We start from the raw sequence: 19,201 nt of genomic DNA, 5'->3' as shown, positions 1-19,201 counted from the left end.
GTTCAGCTGCCGACAGGGGATGATGCCGACATGGAGACCGCCAACCCGATGCACCGCCTGCTCATCGTCGATGACGACAACGACATCCGCAACCTGCTGGCCGAACAGCTGGGACGTGCCGGCTATCAGGTCAGTACCGCCGCCGACGGCGCTGCCATGCGCCAGGTGCTGGAGCGGGAGCACGTCGACCTGATCGTGCTTGACCTGAACCTGCCGCGCGAAGACGGCCTGACCCTGTGCCGCGATCTGCGCGCGCGATCCTCCACGCCCGTGATCATGCTGACCGCGCGTGCCGAACCCATCGATCGCGTGCTCGGTCTGGAGATGGGCGCCGACGATTACCTGGCCAAGCCGTTCGAACCGCGCGAGCTGCTGGCGCGCATCCGCAACGTACTGCGCCGGACCGAAGCCTTGCCTGCCAACCTGGAGCCGCTGGCGATCCGCCGTGCGCGCTTTTCGCGCTGGACGTTCGATCTGGAGCACCGTCATCTGGTGGATCCCGATGGGCGGGTGGTGGTGCTGTCCGGTGCCGAGTTCCGCCTGCTGCGGGTGTTCGTCGGCCATGCCAACAAGGTGCTGTCGCGGGAGCAGCTGGTGGCGCTCAGCAGCGGGCGCAACTATGAGTCGCAGGATCGGGCGATCGATCTGCAGGTCAGCCGGTTGCGCAACAAGCTGGCCGATGATGGCAGTCCGGATGGGCTGATCAAGACCGTGCGCAACGAAGGCTACGTACTGGCGGCGGCGGTCACCCTGGAATGAACCGGTTGCGTCGCTTCCTGTCCTCGATGGTGGGGCGCCTGTTCGTGATCCTGCTGCTGGGCATGGGCGTGGCGGCGATCGGTGCGACGATGCTGGCCGGTGCGAAACGGCAACAGGAGTTCGAGCGGCAGAACCTCAACCGCATCGCCGACCGGTTGCAGGGCTACGTGAATCTGCTGGACGGCAATCCGGAGCTGCGTGAGCGGTTGCTGGATGCCGGCGGCCCCAGTGTGCGCCGCCTGCTGCCGGACGCACGGCAGGGGCGACCGGACGACGCGTTGATGGGCGTGCTGGCCGCACGTCCCGGACCGGTGGCCAGCGCGCAGGTCCGCTTCACCTCGTTCCGGGCCTGCCTTCCGCGGCTGAAAGATCTGCTGCCGCCGTCCGACGGGCATCGTGGCCGACCGCCCCGCGAGCGCGACCCCGCTTTCATCCCACCGCGCTGCCGGGCGGTGCAACTGACCTTGTCCGACGGTGCGTCGTTGGCGCTGGCGCTGGAGTCGCCTGCGGTGGCACACAATGGCGTGCTGGCGGTCGACCCCTTGTTCCTGACGCTGCTGGTGTTGGCGATCGCGGTGCTGGCCTACGTGGTGGCGAGGATGGCCAGCGCGCCCTTGCGGCGGTTGGCCGGCGCCGCGCAGGAACTGGGCGTGGACCTGCACCGGGCGCCGATGGCCGTCGCCGGCCCGCTGGAGGTCCAGCACGCCGCTGAAGCCTTCAATGCCATGCAGCAGCAGTTGCAGCGGCACCTTGCCGAGCGCACGCACATGCTGGCCGCGATCACGCATGACCTGCAGACGCCGGTGACCCGGTTGCGCCTGCGCTTGGAGAACGTAGAGGACGAGGGCCTGCGCGAGCGGCTGGTCGCCGACCTGGCAGCGATGCAGGCCTTGATCCGTGAGGGCCTGGAGCTGGCCCGCAGCGCCGAAAGCGCCGAGCAGCGCGCGCCCTTGGACCTGGACTCGTTGCTGGAAAGTCTGGTGGAAGACGCGGCGGAAGCCGGCGCGGACGCGCGTTTCGAAAGTGGGTGTGCGGCGGTGCTGATGCTGCGCCCGCTGGCGATGCGGCGCCTGTTTTCCAACCTGCTGGACAACGCCCTGATGTATGGCCACAGCGCCAGCGTGCGCGCCGAGCGCGATGGCAAGGGCGTGCGGGTGGTGATCAGCGACCGCGGGCCGGGCTTGGCCGAGGATGAGCTGCTGAGCGTGTTCGATCCCTTCGTGCGGCTGGAAACCTCGCGCTCGCGGCAGACCGGTGGCGCTGGGTTGGGGCTGACCATTGCCCGCGCACTGGCGGGCAAGGACGGGGCGAAGGTCAGCCTGCACAACCGGGAGGGTGGCGGGCTGGATGCCGTGGTGTACTGGGCGGCACCGGTCGTGGCCGCGGCGCGCGGGCACGCTTGACACACGGCGGCGCGGATTTGCCTATCATGCGCACATCCTCCCAGCGTCAGCCCGATGAAAAACACCCTGTCCGCCCCTGCCAGCAAGGGTGCCCGGTGCGCCACCGTGTGTGTGCGCCGGTCCTGCGGCGTGCCCGGAGACACCGTGCGGCGATGAGGTGTCGGGGGAATCCAGCCACCGCGTGGCGGCGCGGTGGGCCATCAGCGGGCGTTCTGCGCCTGGGCCTGTGCGTCCTGCTCGCCATGCTGGCGCTGCTGGCCTGTGCGCGCGCAGCGGCCCAGGAAGGCGGTTCACCGCCCCTGCGTGACTACGCCATCGACGTGTGGACCTCGCGCAACGGGTTGCCGCACAACTCACTGCGCGACATCGCGCAGACGCCGGAAGGCCATCTGTGGTTCGCCACCTGGGAAGGCCTGGTGCGCTACAACGGACTGGACTTCACCGTGTTCGACCGCAGCACGCGGCCGGGGCTGCTCGACAATGGCGTGGGTGCGCTGCTGGTCGATCGGCAGGGCGGGCTGTGGATCAGCGATTCACGCGGCAACATCACCCGTCGTTCCGCGGATGGCCGCTGGCAGGTCTGGAAGCGCCAGGATGACACCCCCCAGGTGCTCGTGCAGGCCATGCATATGGACAGCCACGGGCGCCTGTGGCTGTTGTACGAAGGCAAGGGTGTGGGGTATCTCGGCCCCGATGGGCAGATGGTCTACCAGCCGCCTCCGCCGGACCTGCCGCTGGCCCTCAATTTCACCAAGCTGGTCGTCGACGCACAGGACAGGGTCTGGATCGGCACGCTGGACGGCCTGGTGCTGCGCGAGGCCGATGGCGAACTGAAGCGCGCGCCTGCGGCATGGGACCTGGGCCGCGGACTGGTCTGGCCGTATCGCGCGCCAGACGGCGTGATGTGGATCGTCGGCGGCGAGCGGATCTACCGGATGCAGGATGACGTGCCGCAGCTGATGCACCGCTTGCCCGGGCAGATTCACCTGACCGCCATGCTGCAGGATCGCCATGGCGACTTGTGGCTTGGTACGGAGAACCAGGGCCTGTTGCGGATTTCACGGCACGGACTCGAACGCCTGCCGGCGGGGCTCAACCTGCCGGGCGGCCGCGTGGTCAGCCTGCGCGAAGACGCCGAGGGCAGCATCTGGGTGGGCGCCAACGGCGGTCTGTACCGGCTGCGCGAGACCCTGTTTGCCAGTTACACCGAGCGCGACGGACTGAGCGGTGATTACATCCGTACGGTGCTGGAAGACCATGCGCGCGGCCTGTGGGTGGGCAGCGCCAGCGGCTTGGACCGGCGTGCGCCGGACGGTCACTTCGCGCCGGTGATCCTGCACAACCGCGGTGGTAAGGCCCCTTCGGTACTGAGCCTGGCGCAGGGTCGCGACGGTGACGTCTGGGTCGGCACGTTCGGTGACGGCGTGTTCCGTCTCGACGCGCAGGGCAGGCCAAAGCACACCTTCGATACCAGCGACGGCATGCCGGGGGGCAATGTGCGCGCCATCAGCATCGACGCGCAGGGCGAGGTATGGGCCGGTACCCAGAAAGGCGTCGTGCGGATCGATGCGCAGGGCGTCAGCGTGCCGCGGGTGCCGGGCATGCCGGGCGGCCTGGTGACCGCCTTGGCGCACGACAGGCAGGGCAACCTGTGGATCGGCACGATCGAAGGCATCAAGGTATTGCGGGGGGATCACGTGCAGTCCATCGACCTGGCCCCGTTGGGCGGCGGTCGCAGCGTGTTCGGCTTCCAGCAGATCGGCGATGCGATGTGGATCAGCAGCGATCGCGGCCTGTACCGCTATCAGGACGGAAAGCTGTCGCGGGTCGGCCTGGAGCAGGGGATGCCGGTGGACACCGTCTTCCAACTGGTCCCTGATCGGGTCGGCAACGTCTGGATCAGCAGCAACCGCGGCGTGCTGCGCACCGACATGGGCATGCTCAACGAGGTCGCCGACGGTCGCGCGCCGCGCGTGGACGTGGAGCGTTACAACGAAATCGACGGCATGGCCAATTCGCAGGCCAACGGCAGCTCGGGCCCGGCCGCCCTGTTACGCCAGGACGGGACGTTCTGGGTCGTCACCGCCGGTGGACTCAGTACGGTGGATCCCCTGCGCCTGCAGCGGTTCCGCGAGCGGCTGGCGCCCCCTGCCGCCATCGAAAGCGTGCAGGTGGACGGCGCGCCGATCCACTGGGAGGGGGCCGAACGCAACCACATCGAAGGGGGGCGCCGGCTGACCGTGAGTTTCGTTGGACTGAGCTACCTGATGTCCGAACGCATCCGCTACCGCACGCGTCTGGAAGGCCTGGACAACGCATGGGTGGAGCGTGGGCAGCAGCGCAGCGTCGAATTCATCGGTCTGCCGCCGGGTACCTACACGCTGCATGTCTCCGCCGCCCACCCCGGCGGTGCCTGGAGTGACAGTGAGGCGGTATGGAATTTCAGCGTCGAACCGTTCTGGTGGCAGCGGCACAGTGTGCAGGCCGTGGCCGCCCTGCTGCTGTTGGCCGCGCTGGTGGCGTTGTACCGCTTCCTGATCAACCGCTACAAGCGGTCGAACATCCGCCTGGCGAAGCTGGTGGATGAGGCGACGCGTGACCTGCAGGCACAGACCGTCCACCTGCAGGCGCTGAACTCGGAGAAGACCCAGCTGGTGGATCGCCTGGCACTGCAATCCGAGCAGTTCGAACGGCAGGCGCGCGAGGACGCGCTGACCGGACTGCCGAACCGGCGGGCGTTCGACGAAACGTTGGCGCGTGACTTCGCCCGCTCACAGCGCAGCGGCCATCCCTTGTGCCTGGTGGTGCTGGATGTGGATCACTTCAAGGCCGTCAACGATCAGTACTCGCACAGCGTGGGCGACGTCGTGCTGGCCGAGGTCGCGCAGCTGCTGGCGTCGGCATGCCGGGATTCGGACATGCCGGCGCGCACCGGGGGCGAGGAGTTCGCGCTGCTGCTCAACGACACCCGGCTGGACGAAGCCGAACAGGTCTGCGCGCGTCTGCACGGTCTGTTCCACGCGCACCCGGACTGGGCCGGCATCGCCGACCTGCGGGTGACCTTCAGTGCGGGCCTGGTCGAACTGGACGCCACTGACCGCACGCCCAAACTGCTGTACCAGCGCGCTGACCGGGCCCTCTACAGCGCCAAGCGCGACGGCCGCGACCGGACCAGCGTCGGCTGATCCACCCGGGTCAGCCGATGCTGATCCACGCATTCCACCTTATCCCCGCGCTCAGCGCGGCCAGGCGTTGGCGATGGTGCAGAACAGCTTGGCGGTCTGCTCGGTGTCATACACCGCACTGTGAGCCTCGTCCGCATCCCACCCCAGCCCGGCCGCTGTCGCGGCGCGCGCCAGCACGGTCTGGCCGTAGGCGATACCGGCCAAGGTGACGGTGTCGAACACGCTGAAGGGGTGGAAGGGGTTGCGCTTGTGGCCAACACGCTCGACGGCGGCGTTGACGAAGCCCAGGTCGAAATGAGCGTTGTGACCGACCAGGATCGCGCGCTGGCAGCCGTACTTCTTCATCGCCGCACGCACCGGGCTGAAAATGTGGTCCAGGGCAGGTTTTTCTTCCTTGGCCAGGCGGAACGGGTGGTCAAGGATGATGCCGGTGATTTCCAGCGATTTCGGATCGATCTCCAGCCCCGGCGCCGGCACGACATGCGCGCTTGCGGTCTCGCCGGGATACAGCAGGCCGTTCTCGTCCATTTCGATGGGCACCGCCGCGATCTCCAGCAGCGCATTGCGCCGGCAGTCGAACCCGCCGGTTTCCACGTCCACCACGACGGGCAGGAAGCCTCGGAAGCGCTGGGACATCACCCGGTGCATGGCAGCAGGTGGTGCATCGGAGGGAGCGGGTACAGGCAGGGGGACATCGTTCATGGGTGAATTCTAACAGAGCGGCCTCGCAGACCCTGTGTCAGTACGGGCCATCTGCGTGCGCCAGCGCACCTTTCCGGCCGCTGCCCTGCGAGCAACGAAGCGCTGCGCATCCCCCGGCCGCAGGCGGAGGGCGTGCCATCGCGCGCCCACGGGCCGCGCCGTGGGGGGCGCGGTTGCAGACCTTCCCGCGCTCAGGGTTCCCCGGCGCTGGAGGTTTCGTCGCGCTTCTCGCGCGGCGGCAGCGGTTGCTCGCCATGCACCAGGAACCACACATTCTCGGCGATGTTGGTGGCGTGGTCGCCCACACGCTCCAGGTTCTTGGCCATGAACAGCAGGTGGGTGCACGGGGTGATGTTGCGCGGGTCTTCCATCATGTAGGTCAGCAGCTCGCGGAACAGCGCGGTGTACTGTGCGTCCAGCCGTGCATCGTCTTCGCGCAGCGCCAGCGCCGCTCCGACGTCATTGTCGCGATACGCCTCGATGGCGCGACGGACCTGCACTGCCGCCAACCGGCCCAGTGCACGCAGGCCTTGGATCTGCGGCAACGGCGGGACCTTGCCCAGCGCGATGGAGCGCTTGGCGACGTTGGCCGCGTAGTCGCCGATGCGCTCGATATCGGCCGGAATGCGCAGGCCGGCAAGGATCTCGCGCAGGTCGCGGGCCATCGGGCCACGCAGCGACAAGCGCATGACGTCATGGCTGATCTGCTGCTCCAGCGCATCGATGGCTTCGTCGTTGGCGATGATGCGGCGGGCGGCACTTTCGTCGCGCTTCTCGATGACGTCCATCGACGCCTCCAGCTGCGCGACGGCCATCTCGCCCATGCGCACGATCTCGGCCACCAGGCGCTGCTGCTCTTCGTCGTAGCTCTTGACGATGTGGTCGTTGGGTAGATTCATGTCGGTGCTCTCGGATGGGGTGGTTCGACGGATCAGCCGAACCGGCCGGTGATGTAGTCTTCGGTCTGCTGCTTGCTGGGCTGCGAGAAGATCACTTCGGTGCGGTCGTGCTCGATCAGGTCGCCCAGGTACATGAAGGCGGTGTAATCGGAAACGCGCGCGGCCTGCTGCATGTTGTGGGTGACGATGACGATGGTGTAGTCGTGCTTCAACTCTTCCACCAGCTGCTCGATGCGGCTGGTGGAAATCGGGTCGAGCGCGGAAGTCGGCTCGTCCAGCAACAGCACGTCCGGACGCAGGGCGACGGCACGTGCGATGCACAGGCGCTGCTGCTGACCGCCGGACAGGCCCAGCGCACTCTGGCCCAGCTTGTCCTTCACTTCATCCCACAACGCGCCCTGGCGCAGCGCGCTTTCCACACGGTCATTCATGTCCGCCTTGGACAGTTTCTCGTGGTGGCGGATGCCGTAGGCCACGTTCTCGAAGATGGTCATCGGGAACGGCACCGGCTTCTGGAACACCATGCCGACCTTGCTGCGCAGTCGGTTCATCGGATATTTCGGCGACAGGATGTCTTCGCCATCCAACAGCACTTCGCCACGCGCTTCCAGCTTCGGATACAGCGCATAGATGCGGTTGAAGATGCGCAGCAGGGTGGACTTGCCGCAGCCGGACGGTCCGATCAGCGCGGTGACGCGCTTCTCCGGCACTTCCAGGTTGATGCCCTTCAGGGCATGGAACTTGTCGTAGTAGAAGTCCAGCCCGCGCGCAGCCAGCTTGACCGGCGCCGGGGTGGCAAGCGATTCATGCGAGGCCGGGACCACGATGCGCTGCATCGGCACGGCATTGGAAAGATCGTTCATGGCAGTGTCCGCGGAAAGGTCAGTCATGGGAGATACGATTGCGCAGCAGGATGCCGCGTGCGCTGAGGCTGATGAGCAGCACGAAGACGGTCAGCACCAGGGCGCCGGCCCAGGCCAGCACCTGCCAGGATTCGTACGGGCTGCCGGCGAACTGGTTCATCACCACCGGCACCGAGGCCATCGGCTGGAACACGTTGCTGCTCCAGTACTGGTTGCCGAAGGCAGTGAACAGCAGCGGGGCGGTTTCGCCGGAAATGCGCGCCAGGGCCAGCAGGATGCCGGTGACGATGCCAGCGGATGCACTGCGGTACAGCACCTGCACGGTGACCTTCCACTGCGGGATGCCCAGCGAAAGGGCTGCTTCGCGCATCTGCGAAGGCACCAGGCGCAGCATCTCGTCGGTAGTGCGCACCACTACCGGCAGCACGATGAAGGCCAGTGCCAGCGCACCGGCGAAGGCGGAGAAGCTGCCGCCGGTCTGCATCACGAACAGCGTGTAGACGAACAGGCCGAGCACGATGGACGGGGCCGACAGCAGGATGTCGTTGACGAAGCGCACGACCGTGCCCGCCTTGCGGAAGTTGCCGTACTCGGCCAGCCAGGTGCCGGCCAGCACGCCCAGCGGGGTGCCGATGCCGATGGCCATGGCACACATCACGGCGGTGCCGTAGAAGGCATTGGCCAGGCCGCCTTCCTGCATGGGCGGCGGGGTGGACTGGGTGAACAGTGCCCAGTTGATGCCCGGGAGACCCTTGGAAAACAGCGTCCACAGGATCCAGCCCAGGAAGAACAGGCCGAACAGCGCCGTGGCCACCGACATCAGGATCGCAACGATATTGCCGATGCGGCGGCGCAGGTACAGGGATTGAGCGGCGGTGGACATCAGTTGCCCTCCTTGCGGGACAGACGCATCAACATCAGGCGGGCGATGGCCAGCACCACGAAGGTGACGATGAACAGCACGAAGCCGAGCAGCAGCAGGGCGGAGCGGTAGGTCTCGGTGGCCTCGCCGAAGTCATTGGCGATCAACGCGGCGATGGTGGTGCCCGGCTCCAGCAGCGACGGCGACAAGCGCACGCTGTTGCCGATGACGAAGGCGACTGCCATGGTCTCGCCCAGAGCGCGGCCCAGGCCCAGGAAGATGCCGCCGATCACCGCCGAGCGGGTGTAGGGCAACACGATGTCCCAGCTGACTTCCCACTTGGTCGAGCCCAGCGCATACGCCGACTCCTTCAGGCGGGTAGGCACGGTCAGGAACACTTCGCGCATCACCGAGGAGATGAAGGGGATCACCATGATCGCCAGCACGAAGCCGGCGGTGAGCATGCCGATGCCGAGCGGTGGGCCCTGGAACATCGGCCCGATGATCGGCCACTCGCCCAGTGTCTCGTTGAGGAACGGCGTCACGTACTCGGTCATCACCGGCACCAGCACGAACAGGCCCCACATGCCGTAGATGATCGAGGGGATGCCGGCCAGCAGTTCGATGGCGGTACCGACCGGCCCACGCAGCCAGCGCGGGGCGACTTCGGTGAGGAAGAAGGCGATGCCGAAGCTCACCGGCACGGCGATGACCATCGCGATCAGCGCGGTCACCAGGGTGCCGTAGATCGGCGCGAGTGCGCCGAATTTGTTCTCCACCGGATTCCATTCGGCGGAATAGAAGAAACTCAGGCCTTGGGCTTCCAGGGCATGACGGCCGCCCCAGAGCATCGACAGCGCGGCGCAGGCGAGGGCAGCGAGGACGAAGATGACGGTGCCGACCAGCACCCATCGGAACAGGCGGTCGTTGCGGGCATCACGCGTATCACGCGTGGAAGGTGCGGCTGCAGGCTGTGCGATGGCATTCATGGGATGGGCGACGCGGCCAGTAGGGGGCGGGGTGACGCGGGGTGGAAAAGGACGGTGCCCGCGCAGGGCGGGCACCGTTCCTGCATCACTTCAGTTCGGTACCCCAGTAGGCTTCGATCTGGGTGACCAGTTCGGCCGGCAGCGGTACGTAGTGCAGTTCGTTGGCCTGCGTCTGGCCGCTTTCGAAGGCCCACTTGAAGAACGCCAGGGCATCCTGGTTGCGCTTGGCGTCCTTCGGCTTCTTCTGCATCAGCATGAAGTTGGTCGCGGTGATCGGCCATGCCTGCTCGCCCGGCGCATTGGTGATGACCAGATTGAAGTCCTTGGCACTCGCCCAATCGGCGCTGGCGGCCGCGGCGGCGAAGGTTTCAGCACTCGGCTGCACCCAGCTGCCCGCAGCGTTCTGCATCGCGCTGTACGGCATGCTGTTCTGCAGCGCATAGGCCAGCTCGACATAGCCGATGGAGCCCTTGATCTGCTTCACGTACGAGGCGACGCCTTCGTTGCCCTTGCCGCCCACGCCGTCGGGCCACTGTACCGACGTGCCTTCGCCGACCTTGCCCTTCCAGTCCGCACTGACCTTGGACAGGTAGTTGGTGAAGTTGAAGGTGGTGCCGGAACCGTCCGAACGGTGGACCAGGGTGATCTTGCCGTCCGGCAAGGTGACGCCCGGGTTCGCGGCGACGATGGCCGGGTCGTTCCAGGTCTTGATCTTGCCCAGGAAGATGTCCGCCAGCAGGGTGCCGCTCAGACGCAGCTTGCCCGGCTCCAGGCCCTCGATGTTGACGACCGGCACCACGCCGCCGATGGCGGACGGGAACTGGGCCAGCCCGGCCTGCGCCAGCTCTTCGCTGCTCAGCGGCTTGTCGGAGGAACCGAAGTCGACGGTGCCGGCCTTGATCTGGGCGATGCCGCCGCCGGAGCCGATGGACTGATAGTTGATCTTGGCGCCGGTGGCGGCGTTGTAATCGGCCGACCACTTGGACACCAGCGGGAAGATGAAGGAAGCGCCGGCACCGGACACTTCGGCGCTGACCTTGTCACCGGCGGCCGGGGCGGCGGCGGTTGCACCGGCGGCGGGCTGCTGGGCGGTCGGCGACTCGCTGCCGCCGCAGGCCGACAGGCCGAGGGCGATGGCCAGGGAAAGGGTGGCCAGGCCGGCCTTCTGCAGATTCATGCGTCACTCCATAGCGGGAAGTTGCCGGTCCATCCGGCGGTTGCGGCTATGAAATGATGTTTTTGTTACAGCCTGATGACTCAGGTCACGGGCGAAGCCCACGTCACGGTTTGACGGGCTTTTCACGGTGTTGGCGGATGCTGGCCGCAGCGGGGAAGCGGTCGAACTGCGCGGATTCGAGCGCGTCCTGGAACAAAAAAAGGCGCGGGATCCTGATGGATCGCGCGCCCGGTGGAGCCAGCGGAGGGAGAGAGTCTCCGCTGGCCCCGTGCCCTTGGGTGTATCAGTACTTCAGGTTCTGCGTCCAGTAGGTCTCGATCTGGCGGACCAGGGTGTCCGGCAGCGGCACGTAGTCCAGCTGCTTGGCCTGCTCGTCACCGCTCTTGTAGATCCAGCGGAAGAAGTCCTGCGTTGCCTTCGCGTTGGCCACGTTGCGCGGCTGCTTGCGCACCAGGATGAAGTTGGTGGCGGTGATCGGCCAGGCCTGGGCGCCTGGTGCATTGGTCATCACCAGGTAGAAATCCTTGGCGTTGGCCCAATCGGCGCTGGCGGCCGCGGCGGCGAAGGTGGTGTCCGACGGCTGCACGACGTTGCCGGCGGCATTCTTCATCGACGCATAGGACATCTTGTTCTGCAGCGCGTAGGACAGCTCGACGTAGCCGATGCCGCCCTTGATCTGCTTCACGTACGCGGCGACGCCTTCGTTGCCCTTGCCACCGATGCCGGCCGGCCACTGGACCGAGGTGCCTTCACCGACCTTGGTCTTCCACTCCGGGCTGACCTTGGACAGATAGTTGACGAAGTTGAAGGTGGTGCCCGAACCGTCGGAGCGGTGCACGATGGTGATCTTGGCCGACGGCAGGGTCAGGCCCGGGTTCAGCGCGGCGATGGCCGGGTCGTTCCAGGTCTTGATCTTGCCGAGGAAGATGTTGGCCAGAGTGGGGCCATCCAGCTTCAGCGCGCCCGGTGCAACACCGGCCACGTTGAGCACCGGCACCACGCCGCCGATCACCGACGGGAACTGGGCCAGGCCGGCAGCAGCGAGTTCTTCCGGCTTCAACGGGGCGTCGGACGAGCCGAAGTCCACCGTGGCGGCCTTGATCTGCGCGATGCCACCACCGGAGCCGATGGACTGGTAGTTGACCTTCTTGCCGGTGGCCACGGTGTAGTCGGCCGACCACTTGGACATCACCGGGAAGATGAAGGACGCGCCGGCACCGGTCACATCGGCAGCGTTGGCGGCGAAGACGGACGACGCGGCGAGGATGGCAACGGCGGCGCGCGACTTGAAGGCGTGGATCACGGGAATGGCTCCTGGGTGGTAGACGGGCGATTACCCGTCGTGTCGGTGCACATTCCATAACGATTGCGTGACACCGCCGCGTCTGTCACATGACGCATCGATGACAGCGTCGCCAGAGGCGGGCAGAGCCAAGGGTAGAGCCGACTTCAGTCGGCTGGCGCAGCCCCCAGGGTAGAGCCGACTTCAGTCGGCTGGCGCAGCCCTGAGGGTAGAGCCGACTTCAGTCGGCTGGCACAGTCGCCATGGTAGAGCCGACTTCAGTCGGCTGGCCGCCGCAGCCGACTGAAGTCGGCTCTACCAAACGCCGCCGCAGCCGACTGAAGTCGGCTCTACCAAACGCGCAGGCCGCAAACGCGGAAGGGCACGGCGTCATGCCGTGCCCTTCCATTATCACGTGCTGCAGGTCTTACCAGAAGAACTGCGCGCGGGCTTCCAGGATGTTCGGATCGTCATTGACGAAGCCGCGTGCGCTGGAGCTGTACTTCTGGCTGTCCACCATCACGTAGTTCAGGGCGAACTTGGTGTTGGAGCGCCAGTAATAGTTCACGCCCACGGTCCAGATATCCATCTTGCCGCCCAGCACGCCGTCCACGATCGGCGGACGACCGGCGACCGGGTTCGCGCTCAGGTTGCCGTCGTTGAGATCCATATGGTCGAAGCGCGCGCCCAGCTGCCACATGCCGCCGGCGGGGTTGTCTGGCAGGCCGGTGCCCGGTACGCCACCCTTGTAGCCCCAGCTTTCGCCGGTGATGTTCCACAGGCCGCTGACGTAGTAACCGTCACTGGTGTAGTTGTCGTTGGCCAGGCGCTTGGCCTTGCTGCTGTAGTACTCGCTCTGGGCCTTGAACGGGCCGCCGATGTACATCGCTTCCAGGCCCAGCGTGGTCACGCGGTCGGTGTCGACCATGTTGCCGCTGTCGACCAGGCGCACGGTGGCCAGGTCGGCGTTGGGACGGGCACGCACGCGCAGGGTATCGGCGTCGGTGTCATACGCCACGTAGCTCAGGCCGAAATGCAGGACCTGGCCCTTTTCGTTGATCGGCGCGAAGGTACCGCGTGCACCGTAACCGCTGCCGTGCGCAAGGTTGCGGGTCAGCTCGCGACCGAACGCGCTGGCCGTCACCGACCAGTTGTCCTGTGCATAGCCCCACGCGCCACCGAGGCGACGGGCCACCGCGTAGGTGTTGGTCACGGCGGCCTTCGAGATGAAGTCGTTGTTCTTGGTGCTGGACAGTTCTTCCAGGCTGTTGGGCTGCTTGTACTGGCCCAGCTGCACGAAGTGGTTGCTGTTGCCGCCCAGCTTGTACTTCACGTTGGTGTCGAGGAACTTGTCGGCCTTGGCGTCATACCCGACCACCCATTCCACGTTGCCCGGGCCCTTGCCCTTGAGCACCAGCTCGGCACGGCGCAGCTCGAATTCGCTGTCCTTGCCGTTGGCTGCATCGCCGCCATTGAGGTCGGCTACATCGTTGTCGAACCAGTTGCCGTCGGCCTGGACGAGGCCTTCGAAGGTGATCTCCGAACCGCCGATCACATCGATGGCCACTTCAGCGTGGGCGGCCGGCACGAACAGCGCAGCCGCAACGGCCGCAGTGAGAAGTTGGCGATGCAGTTTCATGGAGAGAGTAGCCTTGCAGGCAGGTGGGAAGATGCGCGCAGGCTAGAACGTGAAGATTGCGTAAATGTGACAGTTTGCGAACGCCGTGCCCCCGCAGCACCCCTTGCCCCTCTTCGCCGGGGCCATTGATGCCCTGTGGTTGTGACGTCCGGATGGCGCGGCGATGGCAGTCTGCGCGGCGGATCAGACCGACGCGGTCTTGTCCTTGAAGCGGCAGAGGTCACGGATGACGCACTGCGGACAATCGGGTTTGCGCGCTTTGCACACGTACCGTCCATGCAGGATCAGCCAGTGATGCGCGTCCAGCAGGAATTCGGCAGGGATGGCTTTCATCAGACCGTCTTCGACCGCACGCACGTCTTTGCCCGGGGCAAGGCCGGTACGGTTGGATACGCGGAAAATGTGGGTGTCGACGGCCATCGTCGGCTGGCCGAACGCCGTATTGAGCACCACGTTGGCCGTCTTGCGCCCCACTCCCGGCAGGGCTTCCAAGGCGGCACGATCCTCCGGCACCACGCTGCCGTGCTGCTCCACCAGCAGCCTGCAGGCGGCGATCACATTCTTCGCTTTGGCGTTGAACAAACCGATGGTGGAGATATACGGCTTCAGCCCTTCCTCCCCCAGGTCGAGAATCGCCTGTGGCGTGTTGGCCACCGGAAAAAGACGCCGGGTCGCCTTGTTGACGCCGACATCGGTGGCCTGCGCAGACAGCGCAACGGCCACCAGCAGCTCGAACGGATTGCTGTATTCGAGCTCGGTTTTCGGATGGGGGTTGAGTTCGCGCAGCCGGGTGAACATTTCCAGCACATCGGCGCGTGGCATCTTCGTCGTGCGTCGCGCCGCCGTGCGCGTGGGCAAACCTGCAACCGCCATCACGACCCCCGCGGCGCGGCCGCACGCGCCTTCGCCCGCGCCAGGATGGCGGCAGCGGCAGAGGGCAGGGCGGGGGTGTGGTCGGGGGCAGGGGGCGGCGAACGCCGCGCATCGCGTTCGGCATCACGTCGCGCCAGCCGGACGGCACGGTCGCGGTACCGTTCTCGTGCCTGCCAAGCGCGCTGCAACTGGCGCTGCACCGCCTGCAGGCGATCGGGCAGGTCCGCATGGCCGGGGAGCTGGCGGGCATCGGCCGCATCGGGCACGTAGTCCATCAGCCCGGCCAGCAGCGCACCGTCCAGGTCATCAGCCTGCAGCCGCTCGTACAGCGCCACGGGGTCCGGTCGGCGGGCCATCCGTCAGCGACCCTCGAAGTGGGCGGGGCGACGCTCAAGGAAGGCGCGGGTGCCCTCGCGCATGTCATCGGTGGCAAACAGCAGGCCGAACTGCGCACTTTCGTAGTCCAGGCCCGCCTCCAGGCTGCATTCGCCGCCCACGTGAACCGCGTCCAGCAGCGCCCGGACGGCCAATGGCGCGGCGCGCGCCAACTGGTCGGCGCGCTCATCCACTCGCGCATCCAGCGCCTCGGCGGCAACCACCTCGTTGACCAGACCGAGGTGCAGCGCTCGGTTGGCGTCAACCGGGCTGCCCAGCAGGCACAGTTCCAGCGTGGCCGCGCGCCCGCACAGGCGCAGCAGGCGCTGGCTGCCACCGAACCCGGGAATCAGGCCGAGAGTGATCTCGGGCAGGCCCAATCTGGCACTATCAGCCGCGATGCGCAGATGGCAGGCCATCGCCAACTCCAACCCACCCCCCAGCGCGAAGCCGTTGATCCGGGCCATCACGGGCTTGGGCATGCGCTCGATCTGACGCATCAGGCGCTGTCCCAGCAGCGAGAAATCGCGTCCCTGCACAGCGCTGAGTCCGTTCATTTCGCTGATGTCGGCACCGGCCACGAACGCCTTCTGCCCCGCGCCGGTCAGCACCACGACCCTTACGCTGTCAGCCTCGCAGGCGGCGGTGAAGGCCTCCGACAGCGCCCGCAGAGTCGCGCCGTCGAGGGCATTCAGCTTGTCCGGCCGGTTCACGGTCAGCATGCGCACGGCACCGCGGTCAGCGACGATGATCGGGGAATGTGACACGCAGGTGCTCCTGAACGTTAAAAAACAGTGATGTTGAACTCTTGAAACGCAGACAGGTCAAAGCCTACGTCGTCAGTAGCGGATCACCCGTGCGACCGCTATCCTAACCCGTCGCCTCAGGGCGGCGAAAACGCCCCCTGAGTTACCACCCCTGGAGAATTGTTTGATGAAGTTGCGTTCTATCGCGGTCGCCGTTGCGGCCCTGGCCCTGACGGGCAATGCCTTCGCCCAGGACGTCGCGTCCGAAAAGGGCAAGCTGAGCTATTACTTCGGTTATGACTACGGCAACAACCTTGCGGAGCTGACCGGTCGCGGTGAGCAGCTGGACATCAACTCGGTGGTGAAGGGTCTGCAGGACGCCTACGCCAAGAAGCAGCCGGCGATCACCGCCGACCAGCTGAAGCCGGCCGTTGAAGCGTTCCAGAAGCGCGAGCAGGGTCGTGCACAGGCCGCCAAGGCCGAGTACGACAAGGCTGCGGCTGAGAACAAGACCAAGAGCACGCAGTTCCTGGCCACCAACAAGGCCAAGTCGGGCGTGCAGACGCTTGCCAGCGGCGTGCAGTACCGCGTGATCGAAGCCGGCACCGGCGCCAAGCCGACCCAGGCCAGCAGCGTGCAGCTGGAAGTGGCCGGTCCGTTCCCGTACGGCCAGCGTCCGACCGAAGCCCGCCCGGCCCAGCAGATTCCTGCCATGAAGCTGAGCGAAGTGGAAATGAAGGCCATGCGCGAAACGCTGCTGCAGATGCCGGCCGGCTCGAAGTGGGAAGTCACCCTGCCGCCGGAACAGGCCTACGGTGCCGACCCGCGTACCCCGTTCCCGCCGAACGTGGCCGTGCAGTTCGAGATCAAGCTGGTCAGCGTCAAGTAATCCGCAACACCGTTTACCCGACGCGCCGGTGGCTTCCACCGGCGCGTTTTTTTATGCCGCGCGGCAGCCCGGTAGAGCCGACTGGTAGAGCCGACTTCAGTCGGCTGCCCTCCATCCACCCCCTCCCCCGTTTCGCGGTAAATTACATCGGTGCAGACCACGGAAGAAAACACGCGTGCGGTGCCCAGTCCCTGCGTTGGAAAATGCGAGCTTGATCATCATCGATCCTGCATCGGCTGCCTGCGCGATATCGACGAAATTGCGCGATGGTCGTCGATGAGCGAGCGCGAACGCCACCACGTGCTGCATCACCGCCTGCCCCTGCGTGAGCAGCTTCGGGCGTCACTGTCTGGAACACTGGCCGACGATGGACGGTTGATGCGGGCGCTGCATCCGCTGCACGCGCCGCCGATGGGCGATGGCTGGAATCGCAGTGAGCTCGACGATCTGCTGCCAGACGGTCCGTTGGTGGAAGCGGCGGTGCTGGCGGGCATCGTGCCGCGTGCCACCGGGGCCCAGGTCATCCTCACCCGACGCACGGAAACCCTTCGCCAGCATGGCGGGCAGGTAGGGTTTCCTGGCGGGCGCACCGAACCGGACGATGCCGACGCGGTGGCCGCCGCCCTGCGCGAAAGCAATGAGGAAATCGCACTCCCCGCCGAGCAGGTACAGGCGCTGGGCTATCTGGATCCGTTCGTCACCATTACCGGTTATCGGGTGACGCCGGTGGTGGCGGTTGTCGATCCGCACTTCACGCCGGTGCCGTCACCGGACGAAGTGGCTGATGTCTTCGAAGTGCCGCTCGATTACCTGATGACGGCCGACAACCTGCGGCACGTGGAAATAGTCCATCGTGGCCGCGTCCGCCATGTGCTGGAGTACGGCTGGCCGGGCCACCGCATCTGGGGGGCCACGGCGGCCATCCTGTACAACCTGCGTCGACGTCTGGAGCAACTGCAATGAGCGTGATCGATACCCCGTGGACCACCGTGGTGGACGTAGCGTCCCTGCAGGCTGGATTGACGCAGGAAGGTGTGCGCCTGGTGGATGCGCGCGCGACGCCGGGCACAGCGCTGCGTATCGTCGATGCGCGGTTCTCCCTCGCAGATCCCCAATCGGGCGCGGCACAGTTTGCTGCCGGCCATCTGCCGGGTGCCGTCCGCGCCGACCTGGATCGCGACCTGTCAGACAAGAGCACGACCGGCCACGGCCGTCATCCGCTGCCGGACAGTGACGTGTTCGCGGCCACGCTGGGGCGCTGGGGCATTGGCCCTGACACGCAGGTGGTGGTCTATGACGGGGCCGAAGGCAGCATGGCCGCCGCCCGCCTGTGGTGGCTGCTGCGCCTGATGGGACATCGGCAGGTAGCCGTGCTGGATGGCGGGGCGGCGGCATGGCAGCGCGCCGGATTGCCGCTGGTGACCGATGCGGTCGCACCTGCGCCCCTGCCCCCGTATCCCGGACGCCTGGATGTCACCCAGATCGCGAGCGCAGACGAAGTCGCAGCGCGTCTGAAACACAGTCCCGGGTGGTTGGTGGATGCGCGTGCGAACGAACGTTTCCGGGGCGAAGTCGAACCCTTGGACCCGATTGCCGGTCACGTGCCAGGCGCGGTCAATCGCCCCTTCGCGTTGAATGTGGTCGACGGCCATCTGCGGCCGGCGGAGGAGTTGCGCGCGGAGCTGCAGCAGGTGATCGGCCAGCACGAACCGTCCCAGGTGGTGCTGATGTGTGGGTCGGGCGTTACCGCCTGCCATCTGTTGCTGGCGATGGAATCGGCCGGGTTGGGCGGTGCGCGTATCTACGCGGATTCGTGGAGTGGCTGGATCAGCGACGAAGGCCGCCCCGTGGCGACGGGCGCCTGAGCCGATAGCAACGGCCACGTTCCTGTAGCGCCGACCCATGGTCGGCGAGCGCAGCGGCGGCCTGATCGCGCACTCCGCCGAGCATGGCTCGGCGCTACCGGGGCCGAGGTGTCGTGTCGCGGACGAGCGATAGGGTCGCCAGCACGGTGTCCCACGGGAACAACGGGCCGGGATCCCGCTTGCGCGGCACGGTCACCTGGGCATTGTCCGTGGCCGGCACCTGCTCCAGGTCCAGCTCGTCGTGGCCGGCGATCCGCCGCAGCGAGGGGTAGCGTGCGCACAGTGCATGCAGCAGCCGCAGCAGCGACGCGATCTGTGCCTCGGGGTACGCCTCGTGCATCTGCTGACGACGGCTGTCGAACCACGCGGGGTAGCGTCCGCTGTTGACCAGCTCAATGCCGATCGACTGCGCATTGAGCCCGCGCACATGGTGCGCGCTGCGATCCGGGGCTACGTACTGGTGCACGCTGCCATCGCGGTCGATGTAGAAATGGCCGCTGTTGCCCGTGCCGCTGGGATAGAGCGCCTTCTCGCCGTATTCCCGCGCCGTCGCCAGGTCCGGCAGTTCAGTGCAATGGATCACCACCATGTCCAGCGCATCTGTCGCGCGGAGGGGCAGCAGGTCGTGATAGGGCAGGGGCGCGACCCGCAGGTCGGGGAGCAGAAGACTCGGCATGCGCCGATGCTAGCATT

At 66.6% G+C, this 19,201-nt stretch carries 18 protein-coding genes; 6 read left to right on the top strand and 12 right to left on the bottom strand.

Annotation, left to right across the window (positions count from 1 at the left end):
• Positions 1 to 30 precede the first annotated feature (30 nt).
• The 3 genes from IFT58_RS03275 to IFT58_RS03265 all read left to right on the top strand — a co-directional run bounded on the left by IFT58_RS03275 (position 31) and on the right by IFT58_RS03265 (position 5,347).
• Positions 31 to 759, top strand: a complete 729-nt coding sequence (locus IFT58_RS03275; RefSeq protein ID WP_192080732.1) for a response regulator transcription factor — start codon at positions 31 to 33, stop codon at positions 757 to 759.
• Complete coding sequence (locus IFT58_RS03270; protein ID WP_192093866.1) at positions 756 to 2,162, top strand: ATP-binding protein; 1,407 nt, start codon at positions 756 to 758, stop codon at positions 2,160 to 2,162. Before IFT58_RS03275 ends, IFT58_RS03270 begins: the two co-directional genes overlap by 4 nt.
• A 242-nt stretch (positions 2,163 to 2,404) precedes the next feature.
• Positions 2,405 to 5,347 (top strand): ligand-binding sensor domain-containing diguanylate cyclase, encoded by a 2,943-nt coding sequence (locus IFT58_RS03265; RefSeq protein WP_249405566.1) that lies wholly within the window; start codon positions 2,405 to 2,407, stop codon positions 5,345 to 5,347.
• Between the two features lie 51 nt (positions 5,348 to 5,398).
• Here IFT58_RS03265 and rnt read toward each other — a convergent pair whose 3' ends face one another.
• From rnt to IFT58_RS03210, 11 genes are all read right to left on the bottom strand, one after another.
• Positions 5,399 to 5,983: a ribonuclease T gene (rnt, locus tag IFT58_RS03260; RefSeq protein WP_188327320.1), complete on the bottom strand. Its 585-nt coding sequence runs from the start codon at positions 5,981 to 5,983 to the stop codon at positions 5,399 to 5,401.
• A gap of 257 nt (positions 5,984 to 6,240) precedes the next feature.
• Entirely contained in the window at positions 6,241 to 6,948 is a 708-nt protein-coding gene (gene phoU, locus IFT58_RS03255; RefSeq protein WP_192093864.1) for a phosphate signaling complex protein PhoU, read from the bottom strand.
• Positions 6,949 to 6,980: 32 nt separating this feature from the next.
• A complete protein-coding gene (gene pstB, locus IFT58_RS03250; protein WP_192080397.1) occupies positions 6,981 to 7,811 on the bottom strand; it encodes a phosphate ABC transporter ATP-binding protein PstB in 831 nt (276 codons plus the stop codon).
• A gap of 19 nt (positions 7,812 to 7,830) precedes the next feature.
• Positions 7,831 to 8,694 (bottom strand): phosphate ABC transporter permease PstA, encoded by an 864-nt coding sequence (pstA, locus tag IFT58_RS03245; protein WP_188324536.1) that lies wholly within the window; start codon positions 8,692 to 8,694, stop codon positions 7,831 to 7,833.
• Positions 8,694 to 9,662 (bottom strand): phosphate ABC transporter permease subunit PstC, encoded by a 969-nt coding sequence (gene pstC, locus IFT58_RS03240; RefSeq protein ID WP_188324535.1) that lies wholly within the window; start codon positions 9,660 to 9,662, stop codon positions 8,694 to 8,696. The genes pstA and pstC overlap by 1 nt, the downstream gene beginning before the upstream one ends.
• Positions 9,663 to 9,747: 85 nt before the next feature.
• Positions 9,748 to 10,839 (bottom strand): phosphate ABC transporter substrate-binding protein PstS, encoded by a 1,092-nt coding sequence (gene pstS, locus IFT58_RS03235; protein WP_192080399.1) that lies wholly within the window; start codon positions 10,837 to 10,839, stop codon positions 9,748 to 9,750.
• A gap of 283 nt (positions 10,840 to 11,122) precedes the next feature.
• Positions 11,123 to 12,142 (bottom strand): phosphate ABC transporter substrate-binding protein PstS, encoded by a 1,020-nt coding sequence (gene pstS, locus IFT58_RS03230; RefSeq protein WP_192080401.1) that lies wholly within the window; start codon positions 12,140 to 12,142, stop codon positions 11,123 to 11,125.
• Between the two features lie 406 nt (positions 12,143 to 12,548).
• Positions 12,549 to 13,760, bottom strand: coding sequence for an OprO/OprP family phosphate-selective porin (locus IFT58_RS03225; protein ID WP_188324532.1), 1,212 nt, complete (start codon positions 13,758 to 13,760; stop codon positions 12,549 to 12,551).
• Between the two features lie 183 nt (positions 13,761 to 13,943).
• Entirely contained in the window at positions 13,944 to 14,582 is a 639-nt protein-coding gene (nth, locus tag IFT58_RS03220) for an endonuclease III (RefSeq protein WP_192093863.1), read from the bottom strand.
• 50 nt (positions 14,583 to 14,632) lie between these two features.
• Positions 14,633 to 14,989 carry a hypothetical protein gene (locus IFT58_RS03215; RefSeq protein WP_192093862.1) on the bottom strand — a complete coding sequence of 119 codons (357 nt, stop codon included), beginning with the start codon at positions 14,987 to 14,989 and terminating at the stop codon, positions 14,633 to 14,635.
• 3 nt (positions 14,990 to 14,992) lie between these two features.
• Entirely contained in the window at positions 14,993 to 15,775 is a 783-nt protein-coding gene (locus IFT58_RS03210; RefSeq protein WP_192093861.1) for an enoyl-CoA hydratase-related protein, read from the bottom strand.
• 166 nt (positions 15,776 to 15,941) lie between these two features.
• On the opposite strand from IFT58_RS03210, the gene IFT58_RS03205 reads away from it, so the two are divergent.
• From IFT58_RS03205 to IFT58_RS03195, 3 genes are all read left to right on the top strand, one after another.
• Positions 15,942 to 16,643: an FKBP-type peptidyl-prolyl cis-trans isomerase gene (locus tag IFT58_RS03205; protein WP_192080407.1), complete on the top strand. Its 702-nt coding sequence runs from the start codon at positions 15,942 to 15,944 to the stop codon at positions 16,641 to 16,643.
• A gap of 150 nt (positions 16,644 to 16,793) precedes the next feature.
• Entirely contained in the window at positions 16,794 to 17,606 is an 813-nt protein-coding gene (locus IFT58_RS03200; protein WP_188324527.1) for a CoA pyrophosphatase, read from the top strand.
• Complete coding sequence (locus IFT58_RS03195; RefSeq protein ID WP_192093860.1) at positions 17,603 to 18,508, top strand: sulfurtransferase; 906 nt, start codon at positions 17,603 to 17,605, stop codon at positions 18,506 to 18,508. The genes IFT58_RS03200 and IFT58_RS03195 overlap by 4 nt, the downstream gene beginning before the upstream one ends.
• Before the next feature lie 94 nt (positions 18,509 to 18,602).
• Here IFT58_RS03195 and IFT58_RS03190 read toward each other — a convergent pair whose 3' ends face one another.
• Positions 18,603 to 19,184 (bottom strand): N-acetylmuramoyl-L-alanine amidase, encoded by a 582-nt coding sequence (locus tag IFT58_RS03190; RefSeq protein ID WP_192093859.1) that lies wholly within the window; start codon positions 19,182 to 19,184, stop codon positions 18,603 to 18,605.
• Positions 19,185 to 19,201: the final 17 nt, after the last annotated feature.

The organism is Stenotrophomonas sp. CFBP 13718 (genome assembly GCF_014842145.1).
Classification (GTDB): domain Bacteria; phylum Pseudomonadota; class Gammaproteobacteria; order Xanthomonadales; family Xanthomonadaceae; genus Stenotrophomonas.
Note: the sequence above shows the minus strand (reverse complement) of the source record. Positions and strands in the feature narration are given on the sequence as shown.